At 67.9% G+C, this 20803-nt stretch carries 17 protein-coding genes; 10 read left to right on the top strand and 7 right to left on the bottom strand.

From position 1 onward, the window contains the following. Window positions 1-238: 238 nt before the first annotated feature. A complete protein-coding gene (gene tyrS / locus ACTJI4_RS14525; RefSeq protein ID WP_392924279.1) occupies window positions 239-1450 on the bottom strand; it encodes a tyrosine--tRNA ligase in 1212 nt (403 codons plus the stop codon). 167 nt (window positions 1451-1617) lie between these two features. Between tyrS and ACTJI4_RS14520 the strand changes: the two genes are divergently transcribed. Together ACTJI4_RS14520 and ACTJI4_RS14515 are read left to right on the top strand one after the other, a co-directional pair. After that, the gene (locus tag ACTJI4_RS14520; RefSeq protein ID WP_392924282.1) at window positions 1618-3081 is read left to right on the top strand and encodes a M23 family metallopeptidase; all 1464 of its coding nucleotides are present in this window, start codon (window positions 1618-1620) and stop codon (window positions 3079-3081) included. A gap of 83 nt (window positions 3082-3164) precedes the next feature. Continuing rightward, window positions 3165-4289, top strand: a complete 1125-nt coding sequence (locus tag ACTJI4_RS14515; RefSeq protein ID WP_440869751.1) for an anhydro-N-acetylmuramic acid kinase — start codon at window positions 3165-3167, stop codon at window positions 4287-4289. A 31-nt stretch (window positions 4290-4320) separates the two neighbouring features. Here ACTJI4_RS14515 and ACTJI4_RS14510 read toward each other — a convergent pair whose 3' ends face one another. The 3 genes from ACTJI4_RS14510 to ACTJI4_RS14500 form a co-directional block, all read right to left on the bottom strand. Beyond that, window positions 4321-4548: a hypothetical protein gene (locus ACTJI4_RS14510; RefSeq protein WP_392924288.1), complete on the bottom strand. Its 228-nt coding sequence runs from the start codon at window positions 4546-4548 to the stop codon at window positions 4321-4323. Between the two features lie 86 nt (window positions 4549-4634). Further along, complete coding sequence (locus ACTJI4_RS14505; protein ID WP_440869750.1) at window positions 4635-6008, bottom strand: AmpG family muropeptide MFS transporter; 1374 nt, start codon at window positions 6006-6008, stop codon at window positions 4635-4637. Next, complete coding sequence (locus ACTJI4_RS14500) at window positions 6005-6805, bottom strand: exodeoxyribonuclease III (RefSeq protein ID WP_440869749.1); 801 nt, start codon at window positions 6803-6805, stop codon at window positions 6005-6007. The genes ACTJI4_RS14505 and ACTJI4_RS14500 overlap by 4 nt, the downstream gene beginning before the upstream one ends. A 163-nt stretch (window positions 6806-6968) precedes the next feature. Between ACTJI4_RS14500 and pyrE the strand changes: the two genes are divergently transcribed. From pyrE to ACTJI4_RS14460, 8 genes are all read left to right on the top strand, one after another. Then, window positions 6969-7628, top strand: a complete 660-nt coding sequence (gene pyrE, locus ACTJI4_RS14495) for an orotate phosphoribosyltransferase (RefSeq protein ID WP_440869748.1) — start codon at window positions 6969-6971, stop codon at window positions 7626-7628. Between the two features lie 15 nt (window positions 7629-7643). Continuing rightward, the gene (locus ACTJI4_RS14490) at window positions 7644-8312 is read left to right on the top strand and encodes a hypothetical protein (RefSeq protein WP_440869747.1); all 669 of its coding nucleotides are present in this window, start codon (window positions 7644-7646) and stop codon (window positions 8310-8312) included. A gap of 169 nt (window positions 8313-8481) precedes the next feature. Next, window positions 8482-8574, top strand: a complete 93-nt coding sequence (locus ACTJI4_RS14485; protein WP_068848713.1) for a potassium-transporting ATPase subunit F — start codon at window positions 8482-8484, stop codon at window positions 8572-8574. 12 nt (window positions 8575-8586) lie between these two features. Beyond that, entirely contained in the window at window positions 8587-10299 is a 1713-nt protein-coding gene (kdpA, locus tag ACTJI4_RS14480; protein WP_440869746.1) for a potassium-transporting ATPase subunit KdpA, read from the top strand. Window positions 10300-10310: 11 nt separating this feature from the next. Beyond that, complete coding sequence (kdpB, locus tag ACTJI4_RS14475; protein ID WP_440869745.1) at window positions 10311-12362, top strand: potassium-transporting ATPase subunit KdpB; 2052 nt, start codon at window positions 10311-10313, stop codon at window positions 12360-12362. Further along, on the top strand, window positions 12359-13015 hold the full coding sequence (gene kdpC / locus ACTJI4_RS14470) for a potassium-transporting ATPase subunit KdpC (protein ID WP_440869744.1): 657 nt from the start codon (window positions 12359-12361) through the stop codon (window positions 13013-13015). The genes kdpB and kdpC overlap by 4 nt, the downstream gene beginning before the upstream one ends. After that, the gene (locus ACTJI4_RS14465) at window positions 13012-15672 is read left to right on the top strand and encodes an ATP-binding protein (RefSeq protein WP_440869743.1); all 2661 of its coding nucleotides are present in this window, start codon (window positions 13012-13014) and stop codon (window positions 15670-15672) included. Before kdpC ends, ACTJI4_RS14465 begins: the two co-directional genes overlap by 4 nt. Then, complete coding sequence (locus ACTJI4_RS14460; protein ID WP_440869742.1) at window positions 15653-16372, top strand: response regulator transcription factor; 720 nt, start codon at window positions 15653-15655, stop codon at window positions 16370-16372. Before ACTJI4_RS14465 ends, ACTJI4_RS14460 begins: the two co-directional genes overlap by 20 nt. 216 nt (window positions 16373-16588) lie before the next feature. Here the strand turns inward: ACTJI4_RS14460 and ACTJI4_RS14455 are convergent, their stop codons facing one another. The 3 genes from ACTJI4_RS14455 to coaBC are packed head-to-tail and all read right to left on the bottom strand — an operon-like array spanning window position 16589 to window position 20675. Next, window positions 16589-18934: a phosphomannomutase/phosphoglucomutase gene (locus ACTJI4_RS14455; protein ID WP_440869741.1), complete on the bottom strand. Its 2346-nt coding sequence runs from the start codon at window positions 18932-18934 to the stop codon at window positions 16589-16591. Between the two features lie 14 nt (window positions 18935-18948). Further along, entirely contained in the window at window positions 18949-19422 is a 474-nt protein-coding gene (gene dut, locus ACTJI4_RS14450) for a dUTP diphosphatase (RefSeq protein ID WP_440869740.1), read from the bottom strand. Beyond that, window positions 19419-20675 carry a bifunctional phosphopantothenoylcysteine decarboxylase/phosphopantothenate--cysteine ligase CoaBC gene (coaBC, locus tag ACTJI4_RS14445; RefSeq protein WP_392924320.1) on the bottom strand — a complete coding sequence of 419 codons (1257 nt, stop codon included), beginning with the start codon at window positions 20673-20675 and terminating at the stop codon, window positions 19419-19421. Before coaBC ends, dut begins: the two co-directional genes overlap by 4 nt. Between the last annotated feature and the right edge of the window lie 128 nt (window positions 20676-20803).

The following is a 20803-nucleotide window of genomic DNA, read 5'->3' as shown; positions in this document are numbered from 1 at the left end:
TTTCGTCGAAGCGAGCCGCCTATTATGTCAGGCTTTTCGTTTCCGTCAACACCTTCTTTCGAAGAAGTTGACGTCCTGTTCCTTCGCGGCTGCCGCCTTGCGGTGGCCCCTGCGTCGGGGGAGGGAAAGTATGTCCCCAACCGCCTCGTTTGTGAAGGGGGTGCATGAACTTTTTTCACGGTTCTATGCATTCATTCATGCTGGGTCCACGCCCGAAGGCGCGAAACCCTTGCGCCGCTTAGGCGGCGACCAGCAGCACGCGTGCGAAGTTGCGCTTGCCGACCTGCAGCAGGCCTTCAAACCCGGGCACGAACAGCTGCTGGGCATCGTCCACCACTTCGCCGTCCACCTTCACCGCACGCTCCTTGAGCTTCCGCGAGGCCTCCGAGTTGCTCGGGGTGAGCCCTGCCGCAGTGAGCAGCGCACCAATACGCAGGCCTTCTGCGGGAATGGCCACTTCCTGCAGCGGCAACAGGGTCACATCGCCCTGCCCGGTCACGGCCGCGTTCCAGCCGGCAATGGCCAGTTCGGCCGCGTCGGCATCGTGGAAGCGGGTGGTCAACTCACGCGCCAGGCGCAGCTTCACCTCACGGGGGTTCAAGCTGCCGGCGGCGACCTGCTCGCGCAGGCTGACCGCTTCGGCCTGGCTGATCTCGAAGGAAAGCAGCTCGATCCAGCGCCACATCAGGTCATCACCGATCTTCATGGTCTTGGTCACCATGTCGATCGCCGGTTCGCTGATGCCGATGTAGTTGTTGAGCGACTTGGACATCTTGGCCACGCCGTCCAGGCCTTCCAGCAGCGGCATGGTCAGCACGATCTGCGGCTTCTGCCCGTAGTGCTCCTGCAGGCCACGGCCCATGAGCAGGTTGAACTTCTGGTCGGTACCGCCCAGTTCCACGTCCGCTTCCAGCGCCACCGAGTCGTAGCCCTGCACCAGCGGGTACAGGAACTCGTGCAGGGCGATGGACTGCTGGGCCGCATAGCGCTTGGCGAAGTCGTCGCGCTCGAGCATGCGCGCCACGGTGTGCTGGCCGGCCAGGCGGATCATGTCGGCCGCGCCCATCTTGCCGAACCACTCCGAATTGAAGCGCACTTCGGTCTTTTCACGGTCCAGTACCTTGAACACCTGCTCTTCGTAGGTGCGCGCATTGGCCAGCACGTCGTCCTTGCTGAGCGGCTTGCGGGTAGCGTTCTTGCCCGAGGGGTCGCCGATCATGCCGGTGAAGTCGCCGATCAGGAAGATGACCTGGTGGCCGAGGTCCTGGAACTGGCGCAGCTTGTTCAGCAGCACGGTATGGCCCAGGTGCAGGTCCGGGGCGGTGGGGTCGAAACCGGCCTTGACCCGCAGCGGACGACCGCATTCCAGCCGCTGGCGCAGCTCCTCGATCTTGAGGATTTCATCGGCGCCACGGCCGATCTGGGCAAGGGCTTGTTCAATCGAGGACACGTGCAACTCCCGGCGATGCCTTATTTACATGAATGACGTTAAGTACAAGTTAACCGCAAGCGCTTCACAAAAGCCAATAGGCACAAGGGTTTGACGCGATATTTATACCTGTCTATGTTACCGACGTTTGGGCCCGCGCTCCCGGGCCAGCCAGGAACACACCGACGATGCTGAATACCGATCAAGGCCGCGCGCGCAAGCAGCGCTTCAAGGAACGCCTTCACGTTCTCCACGACACCGCCCTGCATCGGAAGCTTCGACAGCATCTTCCCGCTGCCTTCAACGAGCGCTGGACCCGCCGCCACTGGATGCACGCCAGCCTGTTCGCCACCATCGGCGCGCTGGTGGCCACCATTGTCCCCGGCTTCTCGCACACCATCGAGTCTCCCTACTCGGTCAGCCACTCCACGCTGGCCCTGCCCTTGCCGCCGCTCTCCCAGGAACGCCTGCAGCAGGTGCCGGGCGACAGCTGGCAGGTCCTGCGCGTGCAGCGCGGCCAGACCCTGAGCAACCTGTTCGACGAGGCCGGCATTTCGCCCACGGTGATGCACCAGGTGCTGGAGCACCCCGGTGCGCGCGAGGCGCTGACCAAGCTGCGCCCCGGCGCGGAGATCGCCTTCGACCTGCCGCTGAGCGGGGAGCTGCGCACGATCCGCTTCGACCGCGATGCCGACAACCGGGTGGAGCTGTCGCTGAAGGGCGGGCAGATCACCGAGAAGGTCAGCAAGCGTGAGAGCTCCACCCGCCGGGTGGTGACCAGCGGCGAGATCACCAGTTCTCTGTACGCGGCGGCGCGCAAGGCCGGGCTGTCGCCGTCGGCCATCGCGACGATGACCGACGAGATCTTCAAGTACGACATCGACTTCTCCAAGGACCTGCAGCCGGGCGACCGCTTCAGCGTGGTGATGGATGAAACCTGGCGCGAAGGCGAGAAGGTGGACACCAGCAAGATCCTGGCGGCGACCTTCACCTCCGGCGGCAAGACCTACAGCGGCTTCCGCTTCGACCGTAACGGCAAGTCCGAGTACTTCGACGTGAGCGGGCGCCCGCTGAAGAAGAGCTTCATCCGCATGCCGATTCCGTTCGCCCGCCTGAGCTCCACCTTCGGGGCGCGCAAGCACCCGGTGCTGGGCAAGATGCGCATGCACAAGGGCGTGGACTACGCCGCGCGCACCGGCACCCCGATCATGGCCGCCGGCGACGCCCGCGTGCAGTTCGCCGGCGTGCAGCGCGGCTACGGCAACGTGGTGATCCTGGACCACGGCCGTGGCCACACCACCCTGTACGGGCACATGTCGCGCTTTGGCAAGATCAAGACCGGCCAGCGCGTGGCGCAGGGCACGGTGATCGGCTACGTGGGCTCGACCGGCCTGGCCACCGGCCCGCACCTGCACTACGAATTCCGCGTCAACGGTGTGCACCGCAACCCGCTGTCGGTGACGATGCCGCCGCCGGAGCCGCTGCAGGGCAGCGAGCTGGTCGCCTTCCGCGCGCAGACCGCCCCGGCGCTGGCCCGCATCCAGGGCATGGAGAAGCTGATCTACGCCGACGCCAGCCCGGCGCCGAACGCCGCCAAGGCCGCTACCACCACGGCCAGCGCGGCCAAGCCGGCCAAGGGCAGCCGCGGCTGAGTGCAGCGCGCGCACCCGCGCGCGCATTGACGGCGGCAACAGGTTGCGGAGAAGCTGCACGCACCCTGTTGAACCGCCTGGTCATGACTTCAGCTGATCCGCATACCCCGCTCTACCTCGGCCTGATGTCCGGCACCAGCGCCGATGGCATTGATGCCGCGCTGGTGCAGTTTCCCGCCGAGGGCGGCTGCCGTTTCGTCGATGGACTCACCCATGGCTGGGATCCGGCCCTCCGTGCCGAGCTGGTGGCGCTGGGCGAAGGCGGCGAGCTGGGCTCACTGGATACGCTGGGCCGGATCGATGCGCAGATCGGCATTGCCTTCGCGGCCGCCGCCAACCGATTGCTCGAACAGGCCGGGGTGAGCCCGGCGCAGGTGCGGGCGATCGGTTCGCACGGGCAGACCGTGCGGCACCGGCCGCTGGCCGACCCGGCCTTCACCTGCCAACTGGGTGATGCCAACCGGATTGCCGAGCTGACCGGCATCACCACGGTGGCCGACTTCCGCGGCCGCGATGTGGCAGCCGGGGGGCACGGGGCGCCGCTGATGCCGGCCTTCCACCTGGCAATGCTGGGCACGGCCGATGAGGACCGGGCGGTGTTGAACCTGGGCGGGATTGCCAACCTGACCCTGATTCCGCGCGTGGGCACGCCGCGTGGCTTCGATACCGGACCGGCCAATGCGCTGATGGATGCCTGGTGCGAGCGGCACACCGGCAGGCCGTTCGATGCCGATGGCGCGTTTGCGGCCAGCGGACAGGTGGATGAGGCGCTGTTGGAACGCTGGCGGGCCGAACCGTGGTTCGCACTGCCACCGCCGAAGAGCACCGGGCGCGAGCAGTTCCACCTGGAGTGGGCCGAGGCCGCGCTGGGCGACCGCCAGCGCGCGGCGGCCGATGTGCAGGCCACGCTGCTGGAGTTGACTGCGGTGACGGTGGCAGATGCGCTGCTGGCCCATTTGCCAGGGGCGAAGCGGGTGCTGGTGTGTGGCGGCGGGGTGCGCAATGCGCAGTTGCTGCGGCGGCTCAGCGCGCGCTTGCCCGGGGTGGTGATCGAATCCAGTGCGGTGCACGGGCTGGACCCGGATTACCTGGAGGCGATGGGGTTTGCGTGGCTGGCGCAGCAAACGTTGAACGGGTTGCCGGGGAATCTGCCGAGTGTGACCGGGGCGCTGGGGCCGCGGATTCTTGGGGCGATTCACCTGGCGTGATGCGGTCAGGCGGAACTGTTTCCCGCCAGCCCTAGAAGGCTTTGACGTCCGGGAGGGCCTGGAGGGCGGCGATGGCGTCGGCCAGGGCGTTGACTTCCGGGTCGTGGAATCCGCTTCGGACTTCCAGTTCGCTGGCGAACAGGCCCTGCTCAAGCAGAACCAGGCAGGTGTGTTCACGGGTCCAGCCGCGCGCGACGGCAACCCGGCGGATCCGCTCGTTCAACAGCGGATCGATATCGCGCAGCACCAGATCAGCCATGTGTCTTCCCCCGTTGGCAACGCACCGCCCCCACGGCACAACGGGTTTGATGATGGCCCAGCCGGGGGGTGCGGGCAAGCACCCGGTCAGGTGGCCGCGCGCAGGTGCCGGCGCTGCTGCACGATCAACAGGGCGCACAGGATCACCACCGGGATGGCGATCAGCGCGGTGCCGACGAAGAACAGCGCGTAGCCCTCCAGCAGGGTGCGGCCCTGGGCCAACGACTGCACCGCCCAGCCGGAGAGACCCTTCAGTGCCTTGCCGGGCATGGCATAGAACGAGCTGAGCAGGGCGTACTGGGTGGCGGTGTAGCCGATGCTGGTCAGGCTGGACATGTAAGCGATCAGCGCGGTGCCGGCAAACCCGCCCGAAATGTTGTCGATCGCCATGGCGATGGCGAAGCTGGTCGGGTCCGGCCCGACGTAGGCCAGCCAGGCAAATGCCAGGTTGGATGCGGGGCCGAGCACGGCACCGACCAGCAACGTGGCCAGCACGCCCCAGCGCACAGAGACCAGGCCGGCGGCGGCAATGCCCCCGAAGGTGGCGACCAGGCCCACCGAGCTGCGCACGGCACCCACTGTTTCTTCGGTCAGGCCCAGGTCCACGTAGAAGGGGTTGGCCATCGGACCCATGATGAAATCGGCCATGCGGTACACGCTGATGGCCAGCAGGATCAGGATGGCGCCGCTGCGGTGCTCGCGCACGAAGGCGATGAACGGCCCCACCAGTGCATCGAACAGTCCGCGCGGGGTCCACAGCGGGGCGGCCTGGGTCTGCACGGCGATCTGCGCGCGCGCCGGTTCGCGCGCCATGACCACGGCGACCACGCCCAGGCCCATCAGGCCCGCCATGATTTCGTAGGACATCTCCCAGCCCACGCGGGCGGCGATCAGCAGAATCAGCGCATCGGTCACCAGCAGCGCGGTGCGATAGCCCAGCGCTGCAGTGGAGGTGAGCAGGCCCAGCTGCTCGCTGTTATCGGCGCTTTCAATGCGCCAGGCATCGATGACGATGTCCTGGGTGGCCGAGGCGAAGGCGACCACGGTGGCCATGATCCCGAACACCAGCATGTGTTCCCACGCGATGCCCAGGATCAGGATCTGGCCACCCTTGGGATGGACCACGGCCATGCCGACCAGGGCGGCCGCCACCACGGCCTGGGACAGCAGCATCCAGCCGCGACGGCGGCCGAAGCGACCCAGCAGCGGGGCGTCGACCTTGTCCACGATGGGCGCCCACAGGAACTTCATCGAATAGGCCAGGCCCACCCACGACAGGAAGCCGATGGTGTCCAGCTCGATGCCTTCCTTGCGCATCCAGAAGCCGAGCGTGTTGCCCACCAGGTAGATCGGCAGGCCGGAGCTGAAGCCCAGCAGCAGCATGGCCAGGACCTTGCGCTCGCGCAGGTTGGCCAGCACCCGCTGCCACGGGCGACGGGGCTTGGCGACCGCTTCACTCATGGGGCGTAGTCCACCGTGAACGGGGCATGGTCGGAGAAGCGCTCATCGCGGTAGATGGAGCAGCCGCGCAGGCGTTCGCGCAGGCCGGGGCTGACGAACTGGTAATCGATGCGCCAGCCGACGTTATTGGCACGCGCCGCACCGCGGTTGCTCCACCAGGTGTAATCCTCGCCGGTGGGGTGCAGCAGACGGTAGGCGTCGGTCCAGCCCTGGCCGCCGGCCACGTCCATTGCCTGGCCGGCGTCCACGCACTGGCCGTTGAGCCAATCGCGCTCGGGTGGCAGGCAGCCGGAGTTCTTCTGGTTGGATTTCCAGTTCTTGATGTCCAGCGCGGAGCGGACGATGTTCCAGTCCCCGCACAGCACGTAATCGCGGCCGCTGGCCAGCCACTGGGCCAGGATGGGGCGCAGCCACTCCATCACTTCATACTTGAAGCCCTGGCGCAGGTCGCCCGAGCTGCCCGAAGGAATATAGAAGGAGACCACGCTCAGGTTGCCATAGCGGGCCTCGATGTAGCGGCCTTCGTCGTCGAAGGGGGCCCAGCCCAGGGAGGTGATGACCTGGTCGGGCTCACGCTTGCTGTAGATGGCCACCCCGCTGTAGCCCTTCTTGGTGATCGCGTCACGGTAGAAGCAGTGGTGGCCATCCGGGCGGAACATGGGATCGGTCAGCTGGTCTTCCTGGGCCTTGGTTTCCTGGATGCAGAGCACGTCGGCATCCTGGGCACGGAACCACTCGAGGAAACCCTTGGTGGCGGCGGAACGGATGCCATTGGCGTTGAAACTGATGATGCGCATGCTGACCCGGGTCTGGTACGTAACGGGCAAAGCATACCGGGTTGCCCGGCCCATCGGCTGGCCGGATCCGGCCATTGCAGGGTGCTGCGGCGGCCGGTCGCGAGCCTGAATTGCCGGTCATGCTTTAGGATCTGCGCTCCAAGAGAATTGTATAGAGCGTTAGATGAGCGACCACCGTCACCGTTTCCTGCAGTTGGCCCTGACCGCCGATGCCCTGCGTTTTGGCCAGTTCACCCTCAAGTCGGGCCGCCTGAGCCCTTATTTCTTCAATGCCGGCCGCTTCGATTCCGGCGCCAGCATGGTCCAGCTGGCCGCCTGCTACGCCGATGCCGTGGAAGCCGCCGGGCTGAAGTTCGACGTGGTGTTCGGCCCGGCCTACAAGGGCATTCCGCTGGCTACCGCCACCGCCTGCGAGTTCGCCCAGCGCGGCCGCGACCTGCCGCTGAGCTTCAACCGCAAGGAAGCCAAGACCCATGGTGAAGGCGGCAACCTGATCGGCGCGGACATGAACGGCAAGCGCGTGCTGATCGTGGACGATGTGATTACCGCCGGTACCGCCATCCGCGAGGCGCTGGGCATCATCAAGCAGGCCGGCGGCACCCCGGCGGGCATCGTAGTGGCGCTGGACCGCCAGGAAATCGCCTCGGAAAACGACCGCCGTTCGGCCGCCCAGGCCGTGGCCGAAGAGGCCGGCATTCCGGTGGTGGCGGTGGCCACGCTGGCCGACCTGCTTGATTTTGCTTCCGGAAATCCGGAACTTGTCGGGTACCGGCAGCCGCTGGAGGACTATCGTTCCCGTTACGGCAGCCGTCCTACGCGTTGAGAGCAGGGGGCTCCCATGTCCAGGATTGCCACGTTCACCATCATCGGCCTGTTGCTGGCCGCGCCCTTGCTCACGGCCCAGGCCCAGAGCAAGCACAGCAGCACGCCGGCAAAACCGAAGAAGCTGTTCTGCTGGAACGAAGGCAAGGAGCGGATCTGCAGCGATGCCCTGCCGCAGGACGCGGTGAACAGCGCCCGTGAGGAGTTCAGCGTCAACAGCGGCCTGCGCAAGGGCGGGGTGGACCGCACCCTGACCGAGCAGGAGCGCGCCGATGCCGCCGTTGCCGCCGCGCAGCACCAGCTCGACCAGGCCGCCGAAGATACCCGTCAGCGCACCGAGCAGGCGATGCTGTCCACCTACCAGGACGAAGCCGACCTGCGCCGGGTGTTCGTGGAGCGCACCGGAATTCTGGACAACAACGTGCAGACGGCCAACTACAACGTGGCCAGCCTGCGCGGCACGCTGGTAACGCTGCTGGGAGCCGCTGGCGACCGCGAGCTGGCCGGCCTGCCGGTGCTGCCCAAGCAGGCCGAGGACATCCGCCAGCGGCATGCCGAGCTGGTGTCGCAGAGGCGCATGCAGGCCTCCTACCTGCAACAGCGCAAGGCACTGGACGTGGAGATCGAGGAGACCCTGCAGCGGTACCGGTTGTTGAAGGGTGTTTCCACCGACCCGCGCGGGTAAGGGTTCACGAGGGCCGGCCAACGGCCGCGCCACCAGGGGTGTACCGACGTCCGTCGGTGCACCCTTTTTTATGCACTTTTTACGGGTTGGGCGCTGAGCGGGCGTGGAGCGTTTACGCCGATGGGGAACACGATGGCGACCTTCCTTCCCTACTTCTGAGAATGCCCCCATGCCTGCCTGGCTGTCCTTCGTGAGCGGCGTGCTGGTGCTCGTTGCCGCCGCCTACCTGCTGTATGTCGTGCTCGCGCCCGAAAAATTCTGACCGGAGCCGACCATGACCGAGATTCTGTTGATTCTGCTGGCCAGCATCGTGCTGGCCTTTCCGCTTGGGCTGTACCTGGCCCGGGTGATGCGCGGCGGGCCGATGCGCGGCGACGCGCTGTTCGGCTGGATTGAAAAGCCGCTGTACCGCGTGCTGGGCGTAAACCCGGCGCGCGGCATGTCCTGGCGCGGCTACGTGGGCGCGTTCGTGCTGAGCAACGTGGTGATCGCCGTGTTGGTGCAGGCGGTCTTCATGACCCAGGCCTGGCTGCCGTTCAACCCCGACCAGATTCCCAACATGCGCTGGGATACGGCGCTGCACACCATGGTCTCGTTCCTGACCAACACCAACCAGCAGCACTATTCCGGCCAGGCGCAGCTGTCCTACTTCGCGCAGATGACCGCGATCACCGGCCTGCAGGTAGTCACCCCGATGATGGGGCTGGCACTGGTGGTGGCCACGCTGCGTGCGCTGTTCGGCACGGTGCCGGAAGGCGATGCCGCCGAACCCGCGCTGCCGGCCGACCGCCGCATCGACGTGGGCAACTACTATGCCGACGTGGTGCGTTCCTGCGTGCGCTTCATGCTGCCGCTGTGCCTGCTGTGGGCGGTGCTGCTGACCAGCCAGGGCGTGCCGTCGACGCTGGCCGGTGGCCCGACCGCCACGCCGATCGATGCGGCTGCGGGCATGGATGCGCAGAAGCTGCCGCTGGGCCCGGTAGCGGCGATGGTGGCGGCCAAGCAGCTGGGTGCCAATGGCGGCGGCTGGTACGGCCCCAACAGCAGCATGCCGCTGGAAAACCCGACCCCGCTGTCCAACGCGCTGGAGCTGATCGGCATCCTGCTGATTCCCGTCGCGGTGGTGTTCATGCTGGGCGCCTTCACCGGGCGCAAGCGGCTGGCCGCGCTGGTGTTCGGCTGCATGCTGGCGATGTCCAGCGTGTCGATCGCCGCCACGGTGTGGCTGGAGGGCCATTCGGCCGCGGCCGCGAGCCCGCTGCTGATGGAAGGCAAGGAAGTGCGCTTCGGTGCGGACGGCACCGGACTATGGGCAGCGATCACGACCCAGGTTTCCAACGGTTCGGTCAACGGCATGCATGATTCGCTGAGCCCGCTGGCCGGTGCGGTGCCGATGGTGAACATGCTGATCAACGCGATCTGGGGCGGCATCGGCTGCGGCCTGCAGCAATTCATCGTGTACCTGCTGCTGGGCGTGTTCCTGGCGGGTCTGATGACCGGGCGTACCCCCGAGCTGCTGGGCCGCAAACTGGAAACCCCGCAGGTGAAGCTGCTGGCGCTGCTGGTGCTGCTGCAGCCGATCACCATCCTGGCGTTCACCGCGATCACCCTGGCCATTCCCTCGATCACCGGCACCTCCAATCCCGCATTCCATGGGGTCAGCCAGGTGTTCTACGAATACGTATCGGCATTCGCCAACAACGGCTCGGGATTTGAAGGGCTGGGCGATGCCACCCCGTGGTGGAACCTGAGCTGCACCCTGGTGCTGCTGCTGGGTCGTTACCCGGTGCTGGTGATTCCGCTGATCGTCTGCGCCCAGCTGGCGGCCAAGCGGCGTGCGCCGGAATCGGCCGGCACGCTGCAGATTGAAACCCCGACCTTCGCGCTGACCCTGATCGCGCTGATCGTCATCCTGACCGTATTGCAGTTCATGCCGGCGCTGGTGCTGGGCCCGGTTGCCGACCACCTGTCGCTGACGCTGCGCTGAGACGTGAAACCATGAGTACCTATCCCTTGAATGCAGCTCCTTCCCGCCGCCCGCGCCTGCTCGATGCAGCTGGCCTGCGCCGGGCATTGCGCGATGCAGTGATCAAACTGTCGCCGCGCCACCTGGTGCACAGCCCGGTAATGGCGGTGGTGATGGCGGGCACGCTGGTGAGCCTGCTGGTCACGCTGACTGGCAACGCGCCGCTGGGCTTCGGCCTGACGGTGACCGCGATCCTGCTGTTGACCGTACTGTTCGGCAACTTCGCCGAAGCAGTGGCCGAGGCCCGCGGCCGCGGCCAGGCCGCCTCGCTGCGGCGTGCCCGCCAGGACCTCAGTGCGCGCCGGCTGGCCGCCGCCCATGCCGGGGCCAGCGAAACCCAGGTGCCGGCGGCCGAGCTGCGCCCGGGCGACCATGTGATCGTCAGTGCCGGCGAGCTGGTGCCGGCCGACGGCGAAATCGTGCAGGGCCTGGCCACCATCAACGAAGCGGCGGTGACCGGTGAATCGGCACCGGTGCTGCGCGAGGCCGGTACCGACCGCAGCGGCGTGATCGGCGGTACCAAGGTGCTGTCGGACCAGATCATCGTGAAGATCACCGCCGAGCCGGGCCACAGCTTCCTGGACCGGATGATCGCGCTGGTGGAGGGCGCCAACCGGCAGAAGACGCCGAACGAGGTGGCGCTGACCCTGCTGCTGGCCGCGATGACGCTGACCTTCCTGGTGGTGGTGGCAACACTGCCTGCCATCGGCGCCTTCGTCGGGGTGAAGGTCGACCCGCTGCTGCTGATCGCGCTGCTGGTGTGCCTGATTCCGACCACCATCGGTGGGCTGCTGCCGGCCATCGGCATCGCCGGCATGAACCGTGCGCTGGCCGCCAACATCCTGGCCAAATCGGGCAAGGCAGTGGAAGTGGCCGGCGATGTGGACGTGCTGCTGCTGGACAAGACCGGCACCATCACCCACGGCGACCGCCAGGCGACCCAGTTCCATGCATTGGCCGGCATTGAAGCCTCGCAGCTGCGCGAAGCGGCGCTGTTGTCGTCGCTGGCCGACCCGACCCCGGAAGGCAAGTCGGTGGTGCGCCTGGCACGCGAACAAGGCTGCACCACGAGCGAACCTGACAAGGCGGAATACTTCGCCTTCAGCGCACAGACCCGCATGTCCGGCGTGGACCTGGATGGCGGGCGGCGCATCCGCAAGGGCGCGGCCGATGCGATCACCGCCCATGTGCGCGAGCTGGGCGGCACCGTGCCGGCCGAGCTGGCCGGGAGGGTGGAACAGGTGGCGCGCAACGGCGCCACCCCACTGGTGGTGTGCGAAGGCCGCCACGTACTGGGCGTGATCGAGCTGAGTGACGTGGTCAAGCACGGCATGCGCGAGAAGTTCGCGCAGCTGCGCGCGATGGGCATCCGCACGGTGATGATCACCGGCGACAACCCGCTCACCGCTGCGGCCATTGCGGCCGAGGCCGGCGTGGACGACTACATTGCCGAGGCGCGCCCGGAAGACAAGCTGGCCCGCATCCGCGCCGAACAGGCGGGGGGCCGGCTGGTGGCGATGGTGGGGGATGGCACCAACGATGCCCCGGCGCTGGCCCAGGCCGACATCGGTCTGGCCATGAACTCGGGCACGCAGGCGGCCAAGGAGGCCGGCAACATGGTGGACCTGGATTCAGACCCCACCAAGCTGCTTGCAGTGGTGGAAGTGGGCAAGCAGCAGCTGATCACGCGCGGTGCGCTGACCACCTTTTCGCTGGCCAACGATGTTTCCAAGTATTTCGCGATCCTGCCGGCGCTGTTTGCCGCCACCCTGCCGGCCATGGCCACGTTGAACGTGATGCACCTGTCCAGCCCGCGCAACGCGGTGCTGGCTGCGCTGATCTTCAACGCACTGGTGATTCCGGCGCTGATTCCGCTTGCGCTGCGCGGCGTGCGTTTCCGCCCGGCCACGGCAACCGCCCTGCTGCGCCGGAACATGCTGGTGTACGGGCTGGGCGGCGTGTTGCTGCCGTTTGCGGCCATCAAGCTGATCGACCTCCTCCTCTTCCAGGTATTTGGCGCATGAACCGCTCCGCTGCTGCTTCGTTGTCCCGCCCGGCGCGTGCGCGCGCCGCCGCTGTCCTTTCGCTCCAGCACTCCGGCGCGCTGCGCCCGGCGATCGGGCTGGGCGTGGCCAGCCTGCTCGTGCTGGGCCTGGCCTATGCGCTGGCTGCCACCGGCGTTGGCGCGGCGCTGTTCCCGGCCCAGGCACAGGGCAGCCTGCTGCTGCACCACGGCCAGGTGCGCGGCTCGCAGCTGGTGGCGCAGCCGTTCGTGGGCGATGGCTACTTCCAGGCGCGGCCGTCGGCGGCCAGCTACGACCCGATGGCCGCCGCCGGCAGCAACCTGGCGCGCAGCAACCCGGCCCTGCAGGAACGCGTCACCGAGGCCACTCGCGCGGTGGCCCTGCGCGAAGGCATCGCCGTGGCCGACGTGCCGGGTGACCTGGTCACCCAGTCCGGCGCGGGCATGGACCCGGAGCTGTCGCCGGCGGCGGCGGCTATCCAGGTGAAGCGCGTGGCGGCCACGCGCGGCCTGGGCGTGGAACAGGTGCAGGCTCTGGTCCAGGCGCACACGCAGGGCCCGCAGTGGGGCGTGTTCGGCCAGCCGCGGGTGAACGTGATGACGTTGAACATGGCCCTGGATGCAAGCCAGCCGGTGCACAATCCATCCCCATGACCGACTCCCGCACCCGACAGGCCGACGCATTGGTGGAAAGCCTGCAGCGCGAGGCCGGCGGCAAGCTCACCGTATTCCTCGGTGCCGCCCCTGGCGTGGGCAAGACCTACAGCATGCTCGGCCGCGCGCACGAGCAGCTGCGCCGCGGCGTGGACGTGGTGGTGGGGCTGGTGGAAACCCACGGCCGCGCCGAGACCTCGGCGCTGCTGGATGGCCTGCCGCAGGTGCCGCTGCTGCAGCGCGAGTACCAGCAGCATGCGCTGCAGGAAATGGACCTGGATGCGGTGCTGGCGCGCCGGCCGGCGCTGGTGCTGGTGGATGAGCTGGCCCACCGCAACGTGCCGGGCAGCCGCCACGAGCGGCGCTGGCAGGATGTGATGGAGCTGCTGGACGCGGGCATCGACGTCTGGACCACGCTCAACATCCAGCACCTGGAAAGCCTCAACGACGTGGTGATGCGCATCACCGGGGTGCGGGTCAGCGAAACCGTGCCCGATGCGGTGCTGGACCGCCTGCACGACATCGTGCTGGTGGACCTGCCGCCGCGCGAACTGATCGAGCGCCTGCAGCAGGGCAAGGTGTACGTGCCCGAACAGGCGGCGCAGGCGCTGCAGGCGTTCTTCTCGCCGGCCAACCTGACCGCGCTGCGTGAGCTGGCCATGCAGGAAGCGGCCGACCGGGTCGACAACAGCCTGCGCGAAACCCGCGCCGCACGCGGGGAAGGCAACCTGCCGCTGCGCCGACGGGTGCTGGTGGCGATCGATGGCGGTGGCCAGAGCGAGTATCTGGTGCGCGTGGGCCGGCGCATCGCCGAGCGCCGCGATGCACCGTGGACGGTGGTGACCGTGCAGCGCCGCCGTGAAGACGACAGCACCCGCCGCGAGATCGACGCGGCGTTCGCACTGGCGCGGCGGCTTGGCGGCGAGGCGGAGTTGCTGCACGGGCCCAGCATTGCAGATGCCCTGCTCGACCACGCCGCCCACAACGGGGTGTCCACCCTGGTGCTGGGCCGTACCCGCGAGCGCCCGTTCGCGCGCATGCTCAACCGCACGCTGACCCAGCAGCTGATCCAGCGCGGCGCGCATTTTGAAATCACCATCATCGGCACCCCGCAGGCGCGCGCGCGGGCGCGCCGCCATGGGCTGTCGATGCCGACGTTGAGCACGGGCCGCGATACCGTGCTGGCGCTGGTGGCCACCGCGCTGGCATGCCTGGTGGCGGTGGTCGCCGAGCGCTGGGTAGGCCTGTACGACCTGTCGATGGTGTTCATCGTCGCGGTGGTGGTGGTGGCCGCGCGCAGCCGCACCAGTGCGGCGGTGATGGCCGCGGCGTTGTGCTTCCTGGCCTACAACTTCTTCTTCATTGCACCCCGCTTCACCTTCGCGATCAGCGCGCGCCAGGGTGTGATCACCGTGTTTCTGTTCCTGGTGGCGGCGCTGGTGGCCGGGCGGCTGGCTTCGCGCCTGCGCATGCAGGTGGTGGCGTTGCGCGCGGCCAACCGCCACGCCAACGCACGCCAGGTGCTGGGCGGGCAGCTGACCCGCGCGGCGAGCAACGAGGACGTGGCACAGGCCGGCCGCGAAGCGCTGGAACAGGCGCTGGATGCACCGGCCTGGCTGCGCATCGGCGCCGACACCAGCACCAGCGGCAGCGCAGCACCGGGCGACACCGACCTGGCGGCGGCCGACTGGGCGCACCGCCACGGGCAGCCCAGCGGCCGCTTCACCGATACGCTGGCCGGTGCGGAATGGTGGTTCCTGCCCCTGCTGGATGGCGACGAGCGCAGCATCGGCGTGGCCGGCATGCGCTTCCCGCGCAGCGCGCCGCGCCTGACCCCTGAACAGCGCCAGCTGGCCGAAGCGATGGTGGATGACATCGCGCAGGCCGCGTTGCGCACGCGGCTGGTGGCCGACCTGGAAAAGGCGCACGTGAGCAACGAGACCGAGCGGCTGCGTTCGGCGCTGTTGTCATCGGTCTCGCACGACCTGCGTTCGCCGCTGGCAGCGATGATCGGCTCGGCCGACAGCCTCTCCAGCTATGCCGAGGCGATGGATGCCAGCGACCGCCGTGCGCTGCTCGATACCATCCTGGTGGAAGGCGAGCGGCTGGACCGCTACATCCAGAACCTGCTGGACATGACCCGGCTGGGCCACGAGGGGTTGCAGATCAACCGCGACTGGATCGGCGTGGACGAGCTGGTCGGATCGGCCGCGCGCCGCCTGCAGCGCTACCAGCCCGATGTGCGGCTGCAGCTGGATATCCCGAGCACGCTGGGCCCGATCTGGGTGCATCCGGCGCTGGTGGAACAGGCGGTGTTCAACGTGATGGAAAACGCGGCCAAGTTCTCCCCGCCCGGCGCGGCGGTGGACGTCCAGGCGCGGCTGGTGGACGGCGAACTGCGCATCGACGTGCTCGACGCCGGCCCTGGCATTCCCGATGACGAACGCGCGCGCATCTTCGACATGTTCTACAGCGTGGAGCGCGGCGACCGTGGCCGGCATGGCACCGGGCTGGGCCTGACCATCTGCCAGGGCATGATCGGCGCGCATGGCGGCAACGTGCAGGCGCTGCCGGGCCGCGATGGACGCGGTACCCTGATCCGCATCACGCTCCCCCTGCTGCAACCCCACCCGGCCGATGACCCCGACGATTCCTGAAAACTCCCCTGGCGTGCCGCCCGCGCGCGTGCTGGTGATCGACGATGAAGCGCAGATCCGCCGCTTCCTGGACATCAGCCTGCGCGCGCAGGGCTACCGTGTGCTGCAGGCCGCGACCGGGCAGGCCGGGCTGGAACAGCTGGTGGGCGAAGGCGCCGATCTGGTGATTCTGGATATCGGCCTGCCAGACATGGAAGGCCACCAGGTGCTGGCCGAGCTGCGCCAGTGGAGCCAGGTGCCGGTGATCATGCTGACGGTGCGTGCCAGCGAAACCGAGAAGGTGCTGGCGCTGGACAACGGCGCCAACGACTACGTGACCAAACCGTTCGGCACGCAGGAACTCATGGCACGGGTGCGTGCGCTGCTGCGCACGCGCACGGTATCGGCCGATGGAGTGCTGCCGCAGTTCGATGACGGCCACCTGCATATCGACCTGGTGCGCCGCGAGGTGCACCTGGACGGCGCGCCGGTGGCGCTGACCCGCAAGGAGTATGCGTTGCTGTCGCTGCTGCTGCGCAACGCCGGCCGGGTGGTGACCCAGCCGCAGATCCTGGCCGAGATCTGGGGCCCCACCCACCAGCACGACACCCACTACCTGCGCATCCTGGTGGGCAAGCTGCGCCACAAGCTGGGCGATTCCGCGCTGGATTCGCGTTACCTGTTCACCGAACCCGGCGTGGGTTTACGGTTCAAAGGCTGAAACCCCGACATCGCATCACGCGGTAGGGTCGGATCCCGATCGACCGCCGATGACGTTGATCGGCGCGGTGACGACGTGGATTCCGTCGAAACGCGTTCTTCGTTCCGGGTCATGCCATTACCGGACGTTGGCAATTCCATGGAAGTCGATCAGGATGCGACCCTACCAGCGACCTGCAGGTCGCCGGCAGGTACCGACCGTTGGTCGGTACTCCTTTTAGAACCCCAGTTCGACACCCGGCAGCAGCGGCTGCAGCTGTTCGCGGAACAGGGTCTTGATGCGCTCCAGCGCGGCGGTGTCATTGCCTTCGAAACGCAGCACCAGCACCGGGGTGGTGTTGGAGGCGCGCAGCAGGCCCCAGCCATCCGGGAAGTCCGCACGCAGGCCATCGATGGTGGACAGGCGCGCACCGGCGAACGGCGAATCCTCCACCTGCGCGGCCGACACGAACATCGACACCAGCGCATGCGGAGTGCCCGACTCCACCGGCACCTTCAGCTCCGGGGTGGACACGCTGTCGGGCAGCTCATCGAGCACTTCGGACGGCGTCTCGTCGCGCTGGGCCAGGATCTCCAGCAGGCGCGAGGCGGCATACAAGCCATCATCGAAACCGAACCAGCGCTCCTTGAAGAAGAAGTGCCCGCTCATCTCACCGGCCAGTTCGGCATCGGTTTCGCGCATCCTGGCCTTGATCAGCGAATGCCCGGTTTTCCACATCATCGGGCTGCCGCCGTTGCGCAGCACGTAGTCCGACAGCTTGCCGCTGCACTTCACGTCGTAGATCACCAGCGCGCCGGGATTGCGCTGCAGCACATCGGCCGCGAACAGCATCAGCAGGCGGTCGGCGTAGATGATTCTGCCTTCGCGGGTGACGACGCCCAGACGGTCGCCATCGCCATCGAAGGCCAGGCCGATATCCGCGTCGAAGCGCTTCACGGTCTGGATGAGGTCTTCCAGGTTTTCCGGGTCGCTCGGGTCGGGGTGGTGGTTGGGGAACGTACCATCCACATCGCAGTACAGCGGTATGACTTCGGCACCGATGGCCTCCAGCAGCGGCTGCGCCAGTTCGCCGGCCACACCGTTGCCGGCATCGGCGACCACCTTGATCGGGCGGTCCAGCTGCACGTCATCGGCAATGCGCTGGATGTAATCGGCGTTGACATCGCGCTGCTGCAGGCTGCCCGGCGTGGCCGCCACATGCAGCTGGCCATCGCGGATACGCTGGTACAGCTCGGTGATGGCATCGCCGGAGAGCGTCTCGCCGCCGACCACGATCTTGAAGCCGTTGTAGTCGGGCGGGTTGTGGCTGCCGGTGACCGCCACGCAGCTGCCCGCGCGCAGGTGGTAGCTGGCGAAGTACACCACCGGAGTGGGGGCCAAGCCGATGTCGACGACATCGCAGCCGGCGCGGCGCAGGCCTTCAATCAGGCTGGCGCTCAGTTCCGGGCCGGACAGGCGGCCATCGCGACCGACCACGATGTCGCGCAGCCCCTGCACCTGCAGCACCGAGCCGATGGCCTGACCGATCAGCACCGCCACCTGCGGGGTGAGTTCGCGGCCGATCACGCCGCGGATGTCGTAAGCGCGGAAGATGCCGTCCGGCACCTCATGGCCGGGGCCGCTCGGCAGCGGCGGCGGCGGCGCCACGCCCGCACCTGACGCCACGGCGGGTTCCAGCAACGGTTCCTGCACCAGGCTTTCGCGCAGGGTGGGGCCATGGTCGGCCTCACTGGCGGTGGTACGGCGGCGCGGCAGCGGCACGCGGCCCTTGCCGAACTGCAGCATGCCGGCAATGGCCAGCAACAGCACCGCCACGATGAGGGACGGAATCGCGCCCAGGCCCAGCGGGCCCGGCTCGATATCCGGCACGGCGGCGGCCAGGCGCAGGCCGCTCTTGCCGATCGGCCGGGCCAGGCCTTCCGCTGCCTCGGAAAGGCTGCTGTCGCCCTGCTCGATGATGTTGTGGCTGCCCTGGCGCAGTGCCAGGTAGCCCGCGGAGGGCACGCGCACCTGGTCAAAGGTGCCGGTCAGGCGCAGCAACGGCTGGCGTACGTAGATCACGGCCGGGCCCGCGCTGCCCAGCTGCACCGGCACGGCAAGGCCAAGACGCTGGCCACCGGCGTCGCGCACCACGCGCGCGACCACGGTGTCGCCGGCGATGGCAGCTTCCAGCAGGCCCAGACGGGCATACCCAAAGGCCTTCGGATCGGCATAGGCCTGGTCCAGGTCTGCGCTGAGCACCTGCACGTCTTCGGTGCCCGGCCAGCCTTCACGCACGGCCAGCGCGGTGGCATCGGCATCGCCGGCAGCCAGGGCGGTAGTGACCCGTTCGCTCTTCACCAGGTTGCGCAGCTGGGTGCCCTGCCCCTTTAGCGCGGCATCCACGCCCTGCACGATCTCGTCGCGGGACTGTTCCAGCGCCTGCCCTACCGAGGCCTGCCGCCATTGCCGCACCCCGCTCCAGGCAAACCACGCTGCAAGCAGGGTCAACAACCCCACCAGCAACAGACCATTACGCTTGCTTGTCAATCGCGGCTGTCCTTCCGCCGTTGCCTTGCTCATTGATGTTCCCCCTGTCAGCGCACCCCGGTATGGCCGAATCCACCCGTTCCCCTGGCGCTGTCGTTGAAAGTATCCACTACCTGCAGGCCGACGCGTGCAATGGGCAGCACAACCAGTTGTGCGATGCGGTCACCCGGTTGCAGCGTGAACGCCTCGCGACCGCGGTTCCAGGCGCTGATCAGCAGCGGGCCCTGATAATCGGCATCGATCAGGCCGGTGCCGTTGCCCAGCACGATGCCGTGGCGGTGGCCCAGCCCGGAGCGCGGCAGCACCACCGCGCACAGGTGGGGGTCTTCGATATGGATGGCGATACCGCTGGGAATCAGCGCCGTATCCCCCGGCTGCAGGGTCAGCTCGGTTTCCAGCGCGGCGCGCAGGTCCATGCCGGCGCTGGCTTCGGTGGCGTAGGCCGGCAGGGGCCAGGTATCGCCGAAGCGGGGATCGAGCAGCTTCACCTGCAGTGCGTGCAGGGACGGGGCTTGGGTCATGCGTGCAACCTCTGGGCAATCAGGGACAACAGTTGTTCGGCCAACAGCGCCTTGGTGGTACCGGGGAACGCCTGCTCTCCGCCCTGCCAATAGGCGGTGGCTGCATTTTCGTCGCTTTCGAAGCCGCCGTTTGTGATGCCCACCTGATTGGCGATCACCAGATCCAGCCGCTTGTCGACCAGCTTGCCGCGCGCGTACTTCTCCACATCGTGGGTTTCGGCGGCAAAGCCGACTACGAGCTTCAGTGCGTTGGTCTGCTGGGCCACTTCGGCCAGGATGTCCTGGGTACGCACCAGCTCCAGGGTGAGGGTCTGGGTGCCGGCGGTCTTCTTCAGCTTCTGCGGGGCCACCTGGCGCGGGGTGTAGTCGGAGACGGCGGCGGCACCTATGTAGATGTCGGCCGGCAGCGCATCCAGCACGGCGCTGCGCATCTGCGCGGCCGAGCGCACATCCACCCGTTGCACCCCGGGCGGGGTGGCCAGGTGCACCGGGCCGCTGACCAGCACCACCTGCGCACCCTGGCGCACGGCGGCGGCGGCCAGCGCATAGCCCATCTTGCCGCTGCTGCGATTGCCCACGTAGCGCACCGGGTCCAGGTCTTCATAGGTGGGGCCGGCGCTGATCACCACGCGCAGGCCTTTCAGCTCCTGGGGGGATTCGGCCGCGTCGACCGGGCCCTGCACGGCGGCCAGCGCGGCCACGATGGCGTGCGGTTCGCTCAGCCGGCCCGGGCCGGATTCGCCTTCGGCCAGCGGGCCGTCTTCCGGGCCGACCACCTGGGCGCCGCGTTCGCGCAGCAGGCTGATGTTGGCCTGGGTGGCCGGGTGCAGCCACATGCGGTGGTTCATGGCCGGGCACACGGTGAGCGGCGCGGTGGTGGCCAGGCACAGGGTGGTGACCAGGTCATCGGCATGGCCGTTGGCCAGCCGGGCCAGCAGGTCGGCCGTAGCCGGGGCGACGATGATGCGGTCGGCCCAGCGGGCCAGCTCGATATGCCCCATGGCCTGTTCGGCCGCGCTGTCCCACAAAGTGGTGCGGGTGGGCTGGCCGGACAGGGCCTGGAAGCTCAGCGGGGTGACGAACTGCTGGGCCCCGGCGGTCATGGCAACCTGCACCTGGGCCCCGGCGTCGCGCAGGCGGCGCACCAGTTCCAGCGACTTGTAGGCCGCGATGCCGCCACCCACGCACAACAACAGCTTCTGGCCTGCCAGCGGGCGCGCCTGCGCCGGGGAAGCCTGGGGGGAGTCAGCCACCTGCGAATTTCCTGTCGAACCGAGGCGATTAGCTTACCCGATGGGGTGTGCGGGGCTGATGCCCCAGGGGCATAAGGAGTGGGTTTTTGGTCATGAAGGCCGCCGAGTGCGTCTGGTGGGGCAGCTGG

The organism is Stenotrophomonas sp. 22385 (assembly GCF_052045085.1).
GTDB lineage: Bacteria > Pseudomonadota > Gammaproteobacteria > Xanthomonadales > Xanthomonadaceae > Stenotrophomonas.
This window is presented reverse-complemented; position numbering and strand designations above follow the sequence as displayed.